This is a genomic window from Heyndrickxia sp. FSL W8-0423 (genome assembly GCF_038009395.1).
GTDB classification, from domain to species: domain Bacteria; phylum Bacillota; class Bacilli; order Bacillales; family Bacillaceae_C; genus Heyndrickxia; species Heyndrickxia sporothermodurans.
Map to the genome: position 1 here is coordinate 1459833 of NZ_JBBPBE010000001.1, position 16869 is coordinate 1476701.

General features: G+C 39.8%; 10 protein-coding genes, 2 rRNA genes and 1 pseudogene. 10 read left to right on the top strand and 3 right to left on the bottom strand.

What is annotated here, in order from left to right; all coding sequences use genetic code 11:
* Nucleotides 1-31: 31 nt before the first annotated feature.
* The 4 genes from MKY81_RS07295 to modB all read left to right on the top strand — a co-directional run bounded on the left by MKY81_RS07295 (nt 32) and on the right by modB (nt 6004).
* On the top strand, nt 32-2671 hold the full coding sequence (locus MKY81_RS07295; protein ID WP_108070080.1) for an EAL domain-containing protein: 2640 nt from the start codon (nt 32-34) through the stop codon (nt 2669-2671).
* A 206-nt stretch (nt 2672-2877) separates the two neighbouring features.
* Entirely contained in the window at nt 2878-4407 is a 1530-nt protein-coding gene (locus MKY81_RS07300) for a DHA2 family efflux MFS transporter permease subunit (protein ID WP_107958511.1), read from the top strand.
* Between the two features lie 150 nt (nt 4408-4557).
* Nucleotides 4558-5343, top strand: coding sequence for a molybdate ABC transporter substrate-binding protein (gene modA / locus MKY81_RS07305; RefSeq protein ID WP_107958513.1), 786 nt, complete (start codon nt 4558-4560; stop codon nt 5341-5343).
* Nucleotides 5344-5347: 4 nt separating this feature from the next.
* Nucleotides 5348-6004 (top strand): molybdate ABC transporter permease subunit, encoded by a 657-nt coding sequence (gene modB / locus MKY81_RS07310; RefSeq protein ID WP_107958515.1) that lies wholly within the window; start codon nt 5348-5350, stop codon nt 6002-6004.
* 52 nt (nt 6005-6056) lie between these two features.
* Here modB and MKY81_RS07315 read toward each other — a convergent pair whose 3' ends face one another.
* Nucleotides 6057-6434: an SLAP domain-containing protein gene (locus tag MKY81_RS07315; protein ID WP_066235458.1), complete on the bottom strand. Its 378-nt coding sequence runs from the start codon at nt 6432-6434 to the stop codon at nt 6057-6059.
* A 238-nt stretch (nt 6435-6672) separates the two neighbouring features.
* On the opposite strand from MKY81_RS07315, the gene MKY81_RS07320 reads away from it, so the two are divergent.
* Nucleotides 6673-7650, top strand: coding sequence for a proline dehydrogenase family protein (locus tag MKY81_RS07320; protein WP_066235455.1), 978 nt, complete (start codon nt 6673-6675; stop codon nt 7648-7650).
* A 65-nt stretch (nt 7651-7715) separates the two neighbouring features.
* On the opposite strand, the gene MKY81_RS07325 is transcribed toward MKY81_RS07320, so the two are convergent.
* On the bottom strand, nt 7716-8162 hold the full coding sequence (locus MKY81_RS07325) for a KGG domain-containing protein (RefSeq protein WP_066235453.1): 447 nt from the start codon (nt 8160-8162) through the stop codon (nt 7716-7718).
* A gap of 130 nt (nt 8163-8292) precedes the next feature.
* Nucleotides 8293-8982, bottom strand: a complete 690-nt coding sequence (locus MKY81_RS07330) for a hypothetical protein (RefSeq protein WP_107958486.1) — start codon at nt 8980-8982, stop codon at nt 8293-8295.
* Nucleotides 8983-9013: 31 nt separating this feature from the next.
* Between MKY81_RS07330 and MKY81_RS07335 the strand changes: the two are divergent.
* The 5 genes and pseudogenes from MKY81_RS07335 to MKY81_RS07355 form a co-directional block, all read left to right on the top strand.
* Nucleotides 9014-9370, top strand: a pseudogene (locus MKY81_RS07335) (hypothetical protein); the annotation flags it as partial.
* 207 nt (nt 9371-9577) lie between these two features.
* A complete protein-coding gene (locus MKY81_RS07340) occupies nt 9578-10648 on the top strand; it encodes a YeeE/YedE family protein (protein WP_181294581.1) in 1071 nt (356 codons plus the stop codon).
* An 11-nt stretch (nt 10649-10659) separates the two neighbouring features.
* Nucleotides 10660-10884 carry a sulfurtransferase TusA family protein gene (locus MKY81_RS07345; protein WP_066235671.1) on the top strand — a complete coding sequence of 75 codons (225 nt, stop codon included), beginning with the start codon at nt 10660-10662 and terminating at the stop codon, nt 10882-10884.
* Between the two features lie 1010 nt (nt 10885-11894).
* A 16S ribosomal RNA gene (locus tag MKY81_RS07350) occupies nt 11895-13448 on the top strand.
* A 464-nt stretch (nt 13449-13912) separates the two neighbouring features.
* Nucleotides 13913-16866, top strand: a 23S ribosomal RNA gene (locus MKY81_RS07355).
* The 16S and 23S rRNA genes sit together here, the layout of an rRNA operon.
* Nucleotides 16867-16869 lie beyond the last annotated feature (3 nt).

The window sequence follows — 16869 nt, forward strand, 5'->3', positions numbered from 1 at the left end:
AGTTGAATTCTTGGAAGATTAGGAGATTAGTATGTTCAACGTAAGAAATTTTCCTTTGCGATGGGATAAAGAATCTTTACTTTATATAATTTTATTCGGGATGGTTCTTTTTACTTCAAGTTATAAATTGACGATGGAGTATGGATTTATCTTTTCCTTTACGAGTATTTTTTTATTTTTAATCCTTCGTCTATATGGACTTCCACAGGCTGTATTAACGGCCGTTTTAGCATTTTTCGTTATTCCTCACCATTTTTCTAATATCGCTTTTCATCTTCTTTTACTCACGGAAATCATTTTTGTAGGGTGTTTTTTTTATAAAGGCAGAAAGGCAAAAATGTTTTTTGTTGATGCATTATTTTGGTTAACGATTGGGTTGATTGCATTATATTTGATCAATCATCCATTTGTAAAAGGGCAAGCTCTTTATTTTCAAATAGGAAAAAATATTATTAATGGATTTCTTAATGTATTGCTGGCGGACATGCTTTTGGCCTATGTTCCTTTTTATAAATTATTTAAGAATAATAGTGTGAACAAAAATAGCGTATCTATTCATCAGTTTCTATTCCATGTGACATTAATCTCAATTATCATCCCTTTTTTCTTAAGTGTGATGATAAATGTTTGGTCAACGGAAAGATATGTTAAGAAAGAAATCATGCAACAAGCGGAAAAAAATATGAATTTGATCGTCGAAGAAATTTCTTTCTTAAATAAAAATGGTAATAAGGAAATTTCTTTGCAAAATGAAAAATTGTTAAACCAACTAAACGTATTGGTTAGATCCTATCAATCTTCAGAATATGACATTATTATTACTGACTATGCAAATCTGGTTTATGCTTCTAGTTCTGAGCGCATATTGGCTCATACTGTTTATAACTGGAGGAAAAACCATTCAGTTCATCAGATCAATAATGATTTTTACGAGGTTTTACCGAATGACAATGAGGATTATCCTATAGGTAAGTGGAATAAGGGTAACTATCTTTTTACAGAGAAGCTTGAACCGCTTCCTTTAAAACTTGTAATTCAATACCCTATTTCCCAATTTCAAAATAAAATTTATACAATATTTTTGGATCAATTAAAGTTTTCACTAATCTTCGCACTATGTATAGCCATACTTGTCCACATTGTTAGTAACTTATTTATGAAAAATGTTAAGCAGCTAACAACTGCAACGACCGGATTACCCCAGAAGCTGATTCAATTTGAGAAGATTGATTGGCCACAAAGTTATGTGTCGGAAATGAGACTGCTTACAGAGAACTTAGTAAAGATGGCAGATAAGATTATAGAATTATTTCGGGAAAGTACTGACATGAATGAAAAGTTGAAAAAACAAACCGAGAAATTAACACATTCAGAGGATGAACTACACCGATTAGCTTTTTATGATGTATTAACCGGATTGCCTAATCGACTATATTTTCAAGATTTTGTAAAGTCGCTTATTCAAAGGAATACGTCAAAACATATTGCAATTATTTTTATCGATATTAATCAATTTAAACAGATAAATGATACGTTAGGACATGTTGCCGGCGATACACTGCTTCAATTAGTTGCCAATAAGTTGCGCACGCTCCATGACGATTATCGAGAGGTATTCCGATTAGGCGGAGATGAATTTGTGATCGTTCAGAATGTGAATCATCGTGAGGAGGTCAATCACACATTAGAACAAATGGCACAAGAATTTGTTGCACCATTTCACGTCCAACAACAATTACTCTATATTTCAGCAAGTATCGGTATTAGTATGTACCCTGAAGATGGGGAGGATTTGGATACCCTTGTTAAATGTGCGGACATTGCGATGTATAGTTCAAAGGAGAACGGCGGGAATACCGCTCAATTCTTTGATAAATCGATGAAAAATAAATTTGAAGATAGTCTCACGATCGAAAATGCGTTAAGAGCAGTTATTGATAAAGGCGGATTGGAACTCTATTATCAACCTAAGTTCTGTAATGAAAAGGTTACTAGTATGGAAGTATTAATTCGATGGCAGGATTCGAAACTAGGAAATGTTTCACCCAGTACGTTTATCCCAATTGCCGAGGATATCGGTTTAATTTTACAAATTGATGAATGGGTGTTGATCAATGCCTGTAAACAAAATAAGGCTTGGCAAGACAGTGGGTTGGCCACTGTACCTGTTTCAGTAAATATTTCAGCCAAACACTTCCAACAGGATTATTTAATTTCACTTATTAAATATGCGTTGGATGTCTCAGGTTTAGCTCCGGAGTATTTAAAACTGGAAATAACCGAGAGTGTGTTTATCGATAACCTTTCACATGTTGCAGAGATAATCCGTCAGTTAAAAGAATTAGGCATCCATATCTCAATCGATGATTTCGGAAAGGGTTATTCATCTTTGTATCAATTACTTCAGTTACCAATTGATGAAATAAAAATTGATAGGCAATTCATAATGGACATCGATCAAAATGAGAAAAAATCTTTACTTGTTCGATCCATTCTTGATATTGCCCATGGACTCCAGTTAAATGTAGTAGCAGAAGGAATTGAAACGGTGAATGAAAGAGATATATTAGTACAGATGGGCTGTGATGAATTACAGGGATATTTATTCAGTAAACCGATCAGTAGTGAGGAGATGGGAAGGTTCCTTTCCAGGGATCGGGTCTATAGTTAAGATGAGAAGCGAACAGTGGCAAAACTGTTCGCTTTTTGGTTGGGTATAACTATACCACCTGCATAAACGTTTAGTATCTTATTTTCTTTTGTTCATTCAAATCTACAAAATTTTTGATTGCATTAATCAAATTCATGGTTTATGATATTGTTTACGTGAAACACTGGTTCAGAAAAGTAGACCGTTTGTCTATGAGGGGGAAAACAATGGAACAATCGATAAAAACAACGAAACGCCCACCGTATGGGATTATTGCTGTCCTAATGGTTGGAGCGTTTATTGCGTTTTTAAACAATACGTTATTAAATATTGCACTACCGTCAATTATGAAGGATTTGGAAGTGGGACCTTCAACAGTGCAATGGCTGGCTACTGGGTTTATGTTAGTAAATGGAGTGTTGATTCCTACCACTGCATTTTTGATTCAAAAATACTCTGTTCGTCGCTTATTCTTAATAGCAATGGGCTTATTTACAGTAGGGACAATTCTCGCTGGTTTTGCCCATGTATTTGGTTTATTATTGGCAGGCCGAATGATTCAAGCTTCAGGTTCGGCAATTATGATGCCACTTTTAATGAATGTAATGCTTGTGAGCTTCCCAGTAGAAAAAAGGGGAGCAGCAATGGGCTTTTTCGGTTTAATTATGATGGGAGCACCAGCAATTGGTCCGACTTTATCAGGATGGCTAGTTGAACAATTTGACTGGAGAATGCTCTTCCATTTTATTACACCAATTGCTATTGTCGTCTTCTTGCTTGGATTATTCTTGCTTAAAGATAAAAAAGATAAAGTGAACATCCGACTTGATATGTTATCGGTTTTATTATCAAGTCTAGGATTTGGTGGGATTCTTTACGGATTTAGTTCAGCAGGTAGTAAAGGGTGGGATAGCCCACAAGTATATGGAACATTGATCGTCGGTGTTCTTTCATTAGCTTGGTTTATTATCCGTCAATTATATCAAGAAAAACCGATGTTAAATTTCAGAATCTATAAATATCCAATGTATGCTTTATCATCGGTCATTTCAATGGTTATTACGATGGCGATGTTTTCTGCCATGATGCTTTTACCTATTTATGTTCAAACGCTTCGTGGAATATCTCCACTAGATGCAGGACTCCTGTTATTACCAGGGGCAATATTGATGGCTCTGATGTCACCTATTACTGGTAAACTATTTGATAAAATTGGCGGAAGAATACTAGCCATCATCGGACTAACGATTACAATAGTAACCACTTATTTTTTCAGCAAATTAAGTTTTGATACTACGTATACACATTTAATTATTCTTTACTCTTTGCGTATGTTTGGGATGTCAATGGTTATGATGCCTGTTTCCACAAATGGACTAAACCAATTACCTGCACGATTCTACCCACATGGTACTGCTATGAATAGTACGTTGCAGCAAGTTTCAGGTGCCATCGGTACAGCATTGTTAGTAACAATTATGTCTAACCGTACAGAATCAACAGCAAAAGAATTAGCTGCAGATGCAATGAAACATTTAACAGGTCAGCCTACAGAAGCAGCAATGGCTGCAATGAAGCAACAAATTGAAATGAAAGCTATGTTGGAAGGAATTAATTTTTCCTTCTTAGTAACAGTATTTATAGCTGCTGTTGCACTCGTTCTTTCATTCTTTATTAAACGTGCTAAACAAGCTGAAGATCCTTTGGTTGGAACAGGATCGAACGAAAAGCTCGAAACAAAATTAGCAGGGAACTAAAGGGCTTTTTAGTGACCTACCAAATAAGGACCTATTTCATTTTGAAATAGGTCCTTATTTTTTGAGGCAAGAAAAATCGGTCTGTTGTTCTGATAAGTATAAATATTTATAATTAATAAGAATAAATTTTTATAAAGGAGGGTGGGGTATTTGAAAAAGCTTTTTAACTTAGCGACGGTAGCTATCTTAGTATTGGTTGTAGTTTCCGGGTGTTCCAATTCAAAAGAAAATAAAGAGTCTGATAAGCAAGTAGAATTGATAGTATCTGCAGCAGCGAGTTTACAAGATGCATTAAATGAAATCCGAAATGATTTTGTTAAAGAACACCCTCAAATAAAGGTGAATTTTAATTTTGGCTCCTCTGGGGCATTGCAACAGCAAATACTGCAAGGTGCGCCTGCTGATCTATTTTTCTCGGCAGCTGAAGACAAATTTATGAAATTAATTCAAAAGAGGTTCATCGATAAAGAAAAAGGTACTGATCTCGTAAGAAATGAACTCGTCCTTGTTGTTTCTAAAAATTCCAAAACAGACATCCACTCGTTTGAAGATATACCGAAAGTTGAAAAGATTGCCATTGGCACCCCAGAATCAGTTCCGGCTGGGCAGTATGCGAAGGAAACGTTAGAACATTTACATTTGTGGGAGGATGTTAAAGGCAAAGCTGTATATGCTAAAGATGTTCGCCAAGTACTTACATATGTAGAAACGGGAAATGTTGATGCAGGAATTGTCTACAAAACGGATGCCTTGAGTTCGAATAAAGTAGAAATTGTAGCAACCGCTACGGAAAATTCACATGCACCGATTATTTATCCCATTGGAATCGTTAAAAACACCTCACATCCAAAAGAAACTCAACTTTTTTATGATTATTTACAAAGTGAATCAGGGATAAAGGTTTTAGAAAAGTATGGATTTAAGGGGTTAAAATAAAAAAATGGCTACTAATTTTTGGTCACCAGTCATACTATCAATCGAAATTGCAATTTTCTCATGTATTGTCGTATTTATTTTTGGAATAATTTTTGGAAAGTTTATGGCAAATCGATGGTTTAAAGGGAAGGCGATCATTGAAACGATTTTTCTTTTACCACTCGTCTTACCTCCAACTGTAGTTGGCTTTTTGCTAATTATTTTCTTTGGGCGAAATAGTCTGATTGGTCAGCTAATTGAATCGATCTTTCAACAACCAATCATGTTTACGTGGTGGGCAGCTGTTCTTGCTGCGATCGTTGTTGCTTTCCCATTAATGTATCAATCATGTAAAACAGGTTTTGAATCGGTCGATAAGGATATTGAAAATGCGGCCCGTGTGGATGGGGCGGGCGAATTCAACATCTTCCTATTTATTTCGTTACCTTTATCATTGAAAGTTATTATTTCAGGTGCAATTATGAGCTTTGCGCGGGCCTTAGGTGAATTTGGAGCAACTTTAATGTTCGCCGGAAATATTCCGGGAAAGACGCAAACTACCCCAACTGCAATATACATAGCGATTGACTCAGGGAACATGGAAATGGCCTGGCTATGGGTAGCATGTATGATTGGGATTTCTTTTCTTATGTTGTTTGGTATTCAGTTGATGAGGAAGTAATAAAAATTGCTACAAAAAAGCGATTCAATTGTAGAATCGCTTTTTTGATACCTTATTCCATTTCAATATAGCCATTCATTAAATCCGCCTTTTGATGAAAACTATCAGCAGGAAAAATAAACGTCCACGGCATGCTTGTTTTCTTTTCCACTAATAAGTTTGGAATGGAGAAGGTATGATCAGCAATCATTTTATTGTTTTCATAATAAAGCAGTTTTTTATTTTTGAAAGTAACAGGATGTTCACTGAAATTATGAATTAGTGTGGTCACTAATAATTCTCCCTTATGATTTATTGCTTGCCACAGAGGTGTAAATTGAATGCTATTATCATTGGAGTAATTTGTTTTGAAAAAAACATTTTTAATTCGTTCACGATCATTATCAGATAGTGTTTTATCCCAGGCTGATTCAAATTGCAGCTTTTGCATTTAGTGACACCTCTTTTATAAGTTAAATTTACTTTATTTTAACACACTGGTTCATTTCGTTATCAAAAGTAGAATTAGTATTTATTTCTAATAAATAATTTCGCAATTTTTAGAATGATAACGGATTCACAAAGATGTGCTATAATATTATAGAAGTACTTTTATAAAGATTATCGCTATTTAGTAAACTGCTAAAATACTAAAAAATATAAAAAACTAATTGTAAGGAGAAATCGCCATGTTGAAAGATCTTTTTATGGGCTTATCCCAGAACCAATTATTAAATAGTGCAGCTAAGAAATATGGGTTAAAGCTGGGAGCGCAAAATGTTGTAGCCGGAACGAATATAGAAGAGACCATCAAGAGTATTAAAGAGCTTAACTCCCACGGGATCTCCTGTACGGTTGATAATTTAGGAGAGTTCGTCTATGAAAAAGAAGAGGCGACAGAAGCGAAGGAACAAATTCTTAAAGTGATAGACGCGATCCATGAAAATGATGTGGATGCACATATTTCTTTAAAACCAACACAATTAGGTTTAGATATTGATTATACATTCTGTTTAAATAACTTAGAGGAAATTGTTGATAGAGCGAGCAAATATAACATTCATGTCAATATTGATATGGAAGATAATAGTCATCTGCAACCTTCATTCGATCTTTTAGATGAGTTATCAAGAAATTATGATAATGTAGGAACGGTCATCCAAGCATATTTTTATAGAGCGGAAGAGGATATTCAAAAGTATAAAAATTTCCGCTTACGTATTGTAAAAGGTGCTTATAAAGAGCCGAAGGAATTTGCTTATCAAGAGAAGAAAGAGATCGATGAAAATTTCATTAAATTAATTGAGTGGCATTTATTAAATGGAAAGTTTACATCGATTGCTACTCATGACCATAATATCATTAATCATGTAAAGAAATTTGTAAAAGCAAACAATATTCCTAATGATAAATTCGAGTTTCAAATGCTGTATGGATTCAGAAGAGAAATGCAATTACAGTTGGCAAGCGAAGGATATAACTTCTGCACGTATGTACCTTTCGGAAGTGACTGGTATGGCTACTTCATGAGGCGTCTTGCTGAAAGGCCACAAAATTTAAATCTAGTTGTAAAACAAGTCTTTAATAAGAAAACGAACACAGTCATCGGTGTCGCGGCTGGTGCATTTTTATTAGGTAGATTAACTAAGAAAAATAAAAAGAAATAATAGATTCTATAAAATATAAAAAAACCAGATCCAATCGTAATTGGACCTGGTTTTCTATATTTTAACTAGTCATTGTTTTGACGTGAGCGAGCTTCTCCGCCTTTTTCACCAATCTCTTGATAGAATTCTTTGTCATGATTTTTAGAAGTAGCTTCTCCGCCTTTTTCGCCAATCCTTTGATAGAATTCTTTGTCATGGTTTTCAGCAGTAGCTTCTCCACCTTTTTGTCCAATATCTTGATAGAAGTCTTTATCGTGGTTTTTCGCGGTAGCTTCTCCACCTTTTTGACCAATTTCCTGATAGAATTCTTTATCATGGTTTTTTGCGGTAGCCTCTCCGCCTTTTTGACCAATTTCCTGATAGAATTCTTTGTCATGGTTTTTTGCGGTAGCTTCTCCACCTTTTTGACCAATTTCTTCATAAAACTCTTTGTCGTGATTTCTAGCGGTAGCTTCTCCGCCTTTACGTCCTGCTTCTTCTGTACTCATAGTTTTAGATTTGTTGTCAGCCATTAAAATCCTCTCCTTAATAGAAGTTTTTTTAATAATGCTTACATTGATATGTATACCCGGGACATGTAGAGTTAAACAAACAAATGATAGTTTTATAGAAAAGAGACAAATGAAGGAGGAAGTTATCTTACTAATCTTCCGCTTCTTTTGCCTTATTTGCCTTACATTTTATTTTGTCGTACGTATTATAGATCATCTCTTTATACGGCGTATGTGGAAGTGGCGAAATCTTTTCCACAGCTATTTTTGCCGATTCTAGTGCTAAATCTATTTTTTGTAATTCAACATAACAAAGAGCTTTGTACGAATCCGTTACATAAAATAGTGATAAATCAAATGGGTGATGAAAGTTCTCGGGTATTTCTACTTTTTTAAGATAAAGGAGTGCTTCTTTAAAAAGTCCAAGTCCATATAAGGCTTTACCTTTTTCAAGATAAAACCAAAATCTGAAACTTCCTATATCCTTTGAATCTAAGTTGTATTGATTGATCAATTGCAAAGCATGCTGATAATTATGATCTTCAGCGATGAGTGCCATAATTTGAAATAATTCATGGGCTAAAATGGAGTGCCTATCATCAGCAAATTCACCGTACTGTTTCCACTTTTTTATATAATACTCCCTTTTCTCTTTATTATGTGACATAAGTGCTTCCGCTGCAGCAAGTCTATATAAATCATCTATTCGATAATATAGACGGTTTTCTTTTGAAAAATCAATTGCCTTTTCCATAACATGTATCGCCGTTTTTGAATCACCAATAGCGAAATATAAAATGGCTTCATGATAATCAAGATCAAGTCGAGTCATTGGATTCATGTAAGCTTGTTTCGAAGTATTTTCCTTTTATACGCTACTAATGTTTGCTCTCGGTGCGATGGTTATTTTCTTCAATACACCAATGCAAATAATGTTACAAAAGCAAATTGATGATGATTACAAAGGGAGAATTTTCTCCATCCTTGAAACGATGTCATTGGCTCTAATGCCGCTAGGGATGATTCTTTATGGATTTTTGTATGATGTCTTTCCTGCTCAATGGATATTATTGCTATCGGCAGCACTCCTCATTGGAATTGTACTCATACTTGCAAGACCCTCCGTCCTTCATAAAGCACATCCACAGCTTAGTATACGGAAAAATTCAATGGGGAAACTGGGGCTGTTTCGTGAAGAAGTTATCAACAATACAATGTGTTTTGGATGAAAAAGAACAAACCAATGAAAAATGATAAACGCTGTCTCAAAATGTATGTTTGGCTTACTTTTTGAGATGGCTTTTTTGTGGAATTATCGTTCTTACATTAAATGTAGCAAGATTTGCAATAGGAATTTTATCACTTGACGCAATTATTTAATACTCATATTATATAATACATATAAGTTTACTTGGAATTGAAAGGGGGAAAACAAAATGTTTCAAATGATTGTTACTGGGTTGCTTTGTGGAGCATTACTAGGCTTTGTTATGCAAAGAGGTCGATTTTGTCTTACTGGTGGATTTCGTGATATGTACATCGCTAAAGATAATCGAATGTTTTATGCACTACTCATTGCAATTGCTATTCAAAGTGTAGGGGTATTTTCACTTATCCAATTTGGTGTGATTGAGTTTTCAGCAGGAAGTTTTCCATGGTTAGCAGTCATTTTAGGTTCTTTTGTATTTGGAATTGGAATCGTTCTAGCTGGAGGCTGTGCAACCGGTACATGGTATCGTGCTGGTGAAGGACTCCTAGGAAGCTGGATTGCCCTTTTTGGGTATATGTTCATGAGTGCTGTTATGAAATCCGGATTACTCGTTCCAGTTAATCAATCGATTCAGTCTGTACAATTACCATCTAATTCGATTGCAGAAACAACCGGTTTATCCGTATGGATCTATATTTTACTATTTGTAGCGATTGTCGTAGGAATTGTTATAAAACAACAAAAAAAGCCGAAAATTGCAATTCCGACCATGAAACCTAAACGTACAGGACTAGCACATTTGTTATTTGAAAAACGGTGGCACCCATTTTTTTCAGCTATTTTAGTAGGGCTAATTGCCATTTTAGCATGGCCTCTTAGTGAAGCTACTGGAAGAATGTCCGGTTTAGGTATTACAACTCCATCAGCAAATATTCTTCAATATTTGGTAACGGGAGATCGCTTGTTTGTTAACTGGGGTATTTTTCTGGTCTTAGGAATTTTCCTAGGTTCATTTATTGCCGCAAAAGGTAGCAACGAATTTCGATTCAGAATGCCGGATGCAAAAACCGGAATCACTAGTTTCATAGGTGGAAACCTAATGGGCTTTGGAGCGAGTTTGGCTGGTGGATGTTCTATTGGTAATGGATTGGTGATGACAGCGATGATGACGTGGCAAGGCTGGGTTTCCCTGTTGTTCATAATTTTGGGTACATGGACAGCATCATACTTCATCTTTGTTCGTCCGAAAGTAAGGAAGAAATCACCTACTGTTCAAACAAAAATAAACATGGCTTAGGAGGAAATGAAATGCAAAAAGTTTTAGAAGTAATGGGGCAAGTATGTCCTTTTCCATTGGTAGAAGCAAAATCAGCTATCGAAGAAATAGAATCAGGGGATGAACTAGTTATTAAATTTGACTGCACTCAGGCTACAGAAAGTCTCCCGCGTTGGGCTGCAGAGGAAGGTCATGCAGTCACTAATTTTGAACAAATAGGAGATGCAGCCTGGACGATTAGTTTGAAAAAGAAATAATAGTAGAAAGATGATTAATTATTAATTTTAAATAAATAACGGGTTCTCTTCTGGGGGACAAAAAAATAACATATGAAATCACACTAATTTGACAAAGAAAAAACTGCGCTTTTATTTAAAAATTGCAGTTTTTTTAACGTTATTAATCAACTTTTTACCGTGTGTTGATTAAACATCAACTATTCGGAAAAGCTGAATTTATTTACAAGTTGAATATCTTTTGATATGACCCTATTATAACTGAATGTTGAATTTACCGTGTTTGAAAAATAAACGGAAAAATTCCGTTTAAATTTGAAAATACTCATATTTTCCTAAAGATAAGGGGAGTTTTTCCGCTTATCTTATTCAAATCTTTGGATTTTGTCGCATTTAGAGCAGTTAACCGGAATATCTCCGCCTATATCTTCTTCTTAACCCACCCTTATATACAATAGACGGAAATTCTCCGCTTATGAATTCTCATACCTACACGAAAATCAACAATGAAAAATAATAGAGCCTCCAATATAATAAAAAATGAACATAAAATCAGTAATTAATATCGTAGAAAAATAGCATTGCACAACAGCTAATGTACAAGGTTAATTTAATGCTAAATCGCATGCGATTTACTTATATTGTCCCCTTCAAGAGAACCCGATACGTTCCTTCATAGTCTTTTTTTATAGGTTTTACAATGAAAGAAAAACAATCATTTTAGATTATTGACTTATATAAAATAAAATAGTAATATAATAACTCTGCTAAATAAAATACAGCAGATTGAAAGATTTTTTTTAAAAAACTCGATTACAATGTTGACATTATATTATTAGTCTGATATAATTTATAAATATCGCTGATACGAAAAAGATTTGAAAAAATTATCCCAAAAAAGTATTTGACGATTAAAAGAAGATGTGATAATATATAAAAGTCGCTTACAAAAGCGAAGAAATTGATCTTTGAAAACTGAACAAAACGAAACGTCAATTAATTTATTTTAAACTAGAGCTATTTCAAACATCTTTTTGGAGAGTTTGATCCTGGCTCAGGACGAACGCTGGCGGCGTGCCTAATACATGCAAGTCGAGCGAATCTGATAGGAGCTTGCTCCTTCTCAGATTAGCGGCGGACGGGTGAGTAACACGTGGGTAACCTGCCTGTAAGACTGGGATAACTCCGGGAAACCGGGGCTAATACCGGATAACTTTTTCCTTCGCATGAAGGAGAATTGAAAGGTGGCACTAGCTACCACTTACAGATGGACCCGCGGCGCATTAGCTAGTTGGTGAGGTAACGGCTCACCAAGGCGACGATGCGTAGCCGACTTGAGAGGGTGATCGGCCACACTGGGACTGAGACACGGCCCAGACTCCTACGGGAGGCAGCAGTAGGGAATCTTCCGCAATGGACGAAAGTCTGACGGAGCAACGCCGCGTGAGTGATGAAGGTTTTCGGATCGTAAAACTCTGTTGTTAGGGAAGAACAAGTATCGTTCGAATAGGGCGGTACCTTGACGGTACCTAACCAGAAAGCCACGGCTAACTACGTGCCAGCAGCCGCGGTAATACGTAGGTGGCAAGCGTTGTCCGGAATTATTGGGCGTAAAGCGCGCGCAGGCGGTTTCTTAAGTCTGATGTGAAAGCCCACGGCTCAACCGTGGAGGGTCATTGGAAACTGGGAGACTTGAGTGCAGAAGAGAAGAGCGGAATTCCACGTGTAGCGGTGAAATGCGTAGAGATGTGGAGGAACACCAGTGGCGAAGGCGGCTCTTTGGTCTGTAACTGACGCTGAGGCGCGAAAGCGTGGGGAGCGAACAGGATTAGATACCCTGGTAGTCCACGCCGTAAACGATGAGTGCTAAGTGTTAGAGGGTTTCCGCCCTTTAGTGCTGCAGCTAACGCATTAAGCACTCCGCCTGGGGAGTACGGCCGCAAGGCTGAAACTCAAAGGAATTGACGGGGGCCCGCACAAGCGGTGGAGCATGTGGTTTAATTCGAAGCAACGCGAAGAACCTTACCAGGTCTTGACATCCTCTTGCCCTCCCTAGAGATAGGGATTTCCCTTCGGGGACAAGAGTGACAGGTGGTGCATGGTTGTCGTCAGCTCGTGTCGTGAGATGTTGGGTTAAGTCCCGCAACGAGCGCAACCCTTGACCTTAGTTGCCAGCATTCAGTTGGGCACTCTAAGGTGACTGCCGGTGACAAACCGGAGGAAGGTGGGGATGACGTCAAATCATCATGCCCCTTATGACCTGGGCTACACACGTGCTACAATGGATGGTACAAAGGGTTGCTAGACCGCGAGGTTACGCCAATCCCATAAAACCATTCTCAGTTCGGATTGTAGGCTGCAACTCGCCTACATGAAGCCGGAATCGCTAGTAATCGCGGATCAGCATGCCGCGGTGAATACGTTCCCGGGCCTTGTACACACCGCCCGTCACACCACGAGAGTTTGTAACACCCGAAGTCGGTGAGGTAACCTTTTGGAGCCAGCCGCCGAAGGTGGGACAGATGATTGGGGTGAAGTCGTAACAAGGTAGCCGTATCGGAAGGTGCGGCTGGATCACCTCCTTTCTAAGGAATATGGAAGACCACTATCGTGGTTACAAAAAAGACGTTCTCGTTTTGTTCAGTTTTGAGAGGTTAATTCCTTTCAGTATATCTTAGGGAATTAGAGATTACTTATACAGTGACTCTAATGTTACCTAAATAGAATTGCTCCTGCGGCAATGCTTATTCGAGGAAGATTAGGTTCACCTCGGAGCAAGGCAGCATGAAGCAAATGCTACGATGATTAATCATGATGTGATTGAAATCAGTAGCCTTGTTCTTTGAAAACTAGATAATATGAGAAATAACCAAGTAATAACCGAGAATCGCCACTTTATGGATTACAATCCATTTTTGAAGACTGGCGAAGGAGGAACGAGCTATGCAAGGAAGCGAACTCTTCGAGGAGCGGAGTGTATGGGTTTAATACATGAGCACCGCAGAAGAGGAAGCTGACGCAGCAGAGCGAAGTTCATCATTCGCCAGGAGGTTAAGTTAGTAAGGGCGCACGGTGAATGCCTTGGCACTAGGAGCCGATGAAGGACGGGACTAACACCGATATGCTTCGGGGAGCTGTAAGCAAGCTTTGATCCGGAGATTTCCGAATGGGGGAACCCACTGCCCGTAATGGGGCAGTATCCTTACTTGAATACATAGAGTATGGAAGGCAGACCCGGGGAACTGAAACATCTAAGTACCCGGAGGAAGAGAAAGCAAACGCGATTTCCTGAGTAGCGGCGAGCGAAACGGAAGAAGCCCAAACCAAGAGGCTTGCCTCTTGGGGTTGTAGGACACTCTACACGGAGTTACAAAGGAACGAAGTAAATGAAGAGGTCTGGAAAGGCCCGTCAAAGAAGGTAACAACCCTGTAGTTGAAACTTCGTTCCCTCCAGAGTGGATCCTGAGTACGGCGGGACACGTGAAATCCCGTCGGAAGCAGGGAGGACCATCTCCCAAGGCTAAATACTCCCTAGTGACCGATAGTGAACCAGTACCGTGAGGGAAAGGTGAAAAGCACCCCGGGAGGGGAGTGAAAGAGAACCTGAAACCGTGTGCCTACAAGTAGTTAGAGCTCTGTGCGTATTTCCTTCGGAAAGACGCCGAGTGATAGCGTGCCTTTTGTAGAATGAACCGGCGAGTTACGATTTCAAGCGAGGTTAAGCTGAAGAGGCGGAGCCGCAGCGAAAGCGAGTCTTAATAGGGCGAATGAGTTTGAGGTCGTAGACCCGAAACCAGGTGATCTACCCATGTCCAGGGTGAAGGTAAGGTAACACTTACTGGAGGCCCGAACCCACGCACGTTGAAAAGTGCGGGGATGAGGTGTGGGTAGCGGAGAAATTCCAATCGAACTTGGAGATAGCTGGTTCTCTCCGAAATAGCTTTAGGGCTAGCCTTAAGGTAAGAGTCTTGGAGGTAGAGCACTGTTTGGACTAGGGGCCCTCATCGGGTTACCGAATTCAGACAAACTCCGAATGCCAATGACTTATCCTTAGGAGTCAGACTGCGAGTGATAAGATCCGTAGTCAAAAGGGAAACAGCCCAGACCACCAGCTAAGGTCCCAAAGTATACGTTAAGTGGAAAAGGATGTGGAGTTGCTTAGACAACCAGGATGTTGGCTTAGAAGCAGCCACCATTTAAAGAGTGCGTAATAGCTCACTGGTCGAGTGACTCTGCGCCGAAAATGTACCGGGGCTAAACGTATCACCGAAGCTGTGGATGGACACCGTTGGTGTCCGTGGTAGGAGAGCGTTCTAAGGGCTGAGAAGCTAGACCGTAAGGACTGGTGGAGCGCTTAGAAGTGAGAATGCCGGTATGAGTAGCGAAAGAAGGGTGAGAATCCCTTCCACCGAATGCCTAAGGTTTCCTGAGGAAGGCTCGTCCGCTCAGGGTTAGTCGGGACCTAAGCCGAGGCCGAAAGGCGTAGGCGATGGACAACAGGTTGATATTCCTGTACCACCTCTTCACCGTTTGAACGATGGGGGGACGCAGGAGGATAGGGTAAGCGCGCTGCTGGAATAGCGCGTCCAAGCAGTTAGAGGGGTGACGAGGCAAATCCCGTCACCATGTACCTTGAGCTGTGATGGCGAGGGAAATATAGTACCGAAGTTCCTGATTCCACACTGCCTAGAAAATCCTCTAGTGAGGTGAAAGGTGCCCGTACCGCAAACCGACACAGGTAGGCGAGGAGAGAATCCTAAGGTGAGCGAGAGAACTCTCGTTAAGGAACTCGGCAAAATGACCCCGTAACTTCGGGAGAAGGGGTGCTCTGTTAGGGTGCAAGCCCGAGAGAGCCGCAGTGAATAGGCCCAGGCGACTGTTTAGCAAAAACACAGGTCTCTGCGAAGCCGTAAGGCGAAGTATAGGGGCTGACGCCTGCCCGGTGCTGGAAGGTTAAGAGGAGAGGTTAGCGCAAGCGAAGCTTTGAATTGAAGCCCCAGTAAACGGCGGCCGTAACTATAACGGTCCTAAGGTAGCGAAATTCCTTGTCAGGTAAGTTCTGACCCGCACGAAAGGCGCAACGATCTGGGCACTGTCTCAACGAGAGACTCGGTGAAATTATAGTACCTGTGAAGATGCAGGTTACCCGCGACAGGACGGAAAGACCCCGTGGAGCTTTACTGCAGCCTGATATTGAATTTTGGTACAGCTTGTACAGGATAGGTAGGAGCCTTTGAAGCCGGAGCGCCAGCTTCGGTGGAGGCGTCGGTGGGATACTACCCTGGCTGTATTGAAATTCTAACCCGCACCCCTGAATCGGGGTGGGAGACAGTGTCAGGCAGGCAGTTTGACTGGGGCGGTCGCCTCCTAAAAGGTAACGGAGGCGCCCAAAGGTTCCCTCAGAATGGTTGGAAATCATTCGCAGAGTGTAAAGGCACAAGGGAGCTTGACTGCGAGACCTACAAGTCGAGCAGGGACGAAAGTCGGGCTTAGTGATCCGGTGGTTCCGCATGGAAGGGCCATCGCTCAACGGATAAAAGCTACCCCGGGGATAACAGGCTTATCTCCCCCAAGAGTCCACATCGACGGGGAGGTTTGGCACCTCGATGTCGGCTCATCGCATCCTGGGGCTGTAGTCGGTCCCAAGGGTTGGGCTGTTCGCCCATTAAAGCGGTACGCGAGCTGGGTTCAGAACGTCGTGAGACAGTTCGGTCCCTATCCGTCGTGGGCGTAGGAAATTTGAGAGGAGCTGTCCTTAGTACGAGAGGACCGGGATGGACGCACCGCTGGTGTACCAGTTGTCTTGCCAAAGGCATCGCTGGGTAGCTATGTGCGGAAGGGATAAGTGCTGAAAGCATCTAAGCATGAAGCCCCCCTCAAGATGAGATTTCCCTTAGTTTATCTAAATAAGACCCCTGAAAGATGATCAGGTTGATAGGTTCGAGGTGGAAGTGTGGCGACACATGGAGCTGACGAATACTAATCGGTCGAAGACTTATCCTAATA

Coding starts and splice junctions, on each gene's coding strand:
- MKY81_RS07340 (WP_181294581.1), top strand. CDS start 9,578: ATGTTTCAAATGATTGTTACTGGGTTGCTTTGTGGAGCATTACTAGGC.
- MKY81_RS07345 (WP_066235671.1), top strand. CDS start 10,660: ATGCAAAAAGTTTTAGAAGTAATGGGGCAAGTATGTCCTTTTCCATTG.
- MKY81_RS07300 (WP_107958511.1), top strand. CDS start 2,878: ATGGAACAATCGATAAAAACAACGAAACGCCCACCGTATGGGATTATT.
- MKY81_RS07330 (WP_107958486.1), bottom strand. CDS start 8,982: ATGAATCCAATGACTCGACTTGATCTTGATTATCATGAAGCCATTTTA.
- MKY81_RS07325 (WP_066235453.1), bottom strand. CDS start 8,162: ATGGCTGACAACAAATCTAAAACTATGAGTACAGAAGAAGCAGGACGT.
- MKY81_RS07315 (WP_066235458.1), bottom strand. CDS start 6,434: ATGCAAAAGCTGCAATTTGAATCAGCCTGGGATAAAACACTATCTGAT.
- modB (WP_107958515.1), top strand. CDS start 5,348: ATGGCTACTAATTTTTGGTCACCAGTCATACTATCAATCGAAATTGCA.
- MKY81_RS07295 (WP_108070080.1), top strand. CDS start 32: ATGTTCAACGTAAGAAATTTTCCTTTGCGATGGGATAAAGAATCTTTA.
- MKY81_RS07320 (WP_066235455.1), top strand. CDS start 6,673: ATGTTGAAAGATCTTTTTATGGGCTTATCCCAGAACCAATTATTAAAT.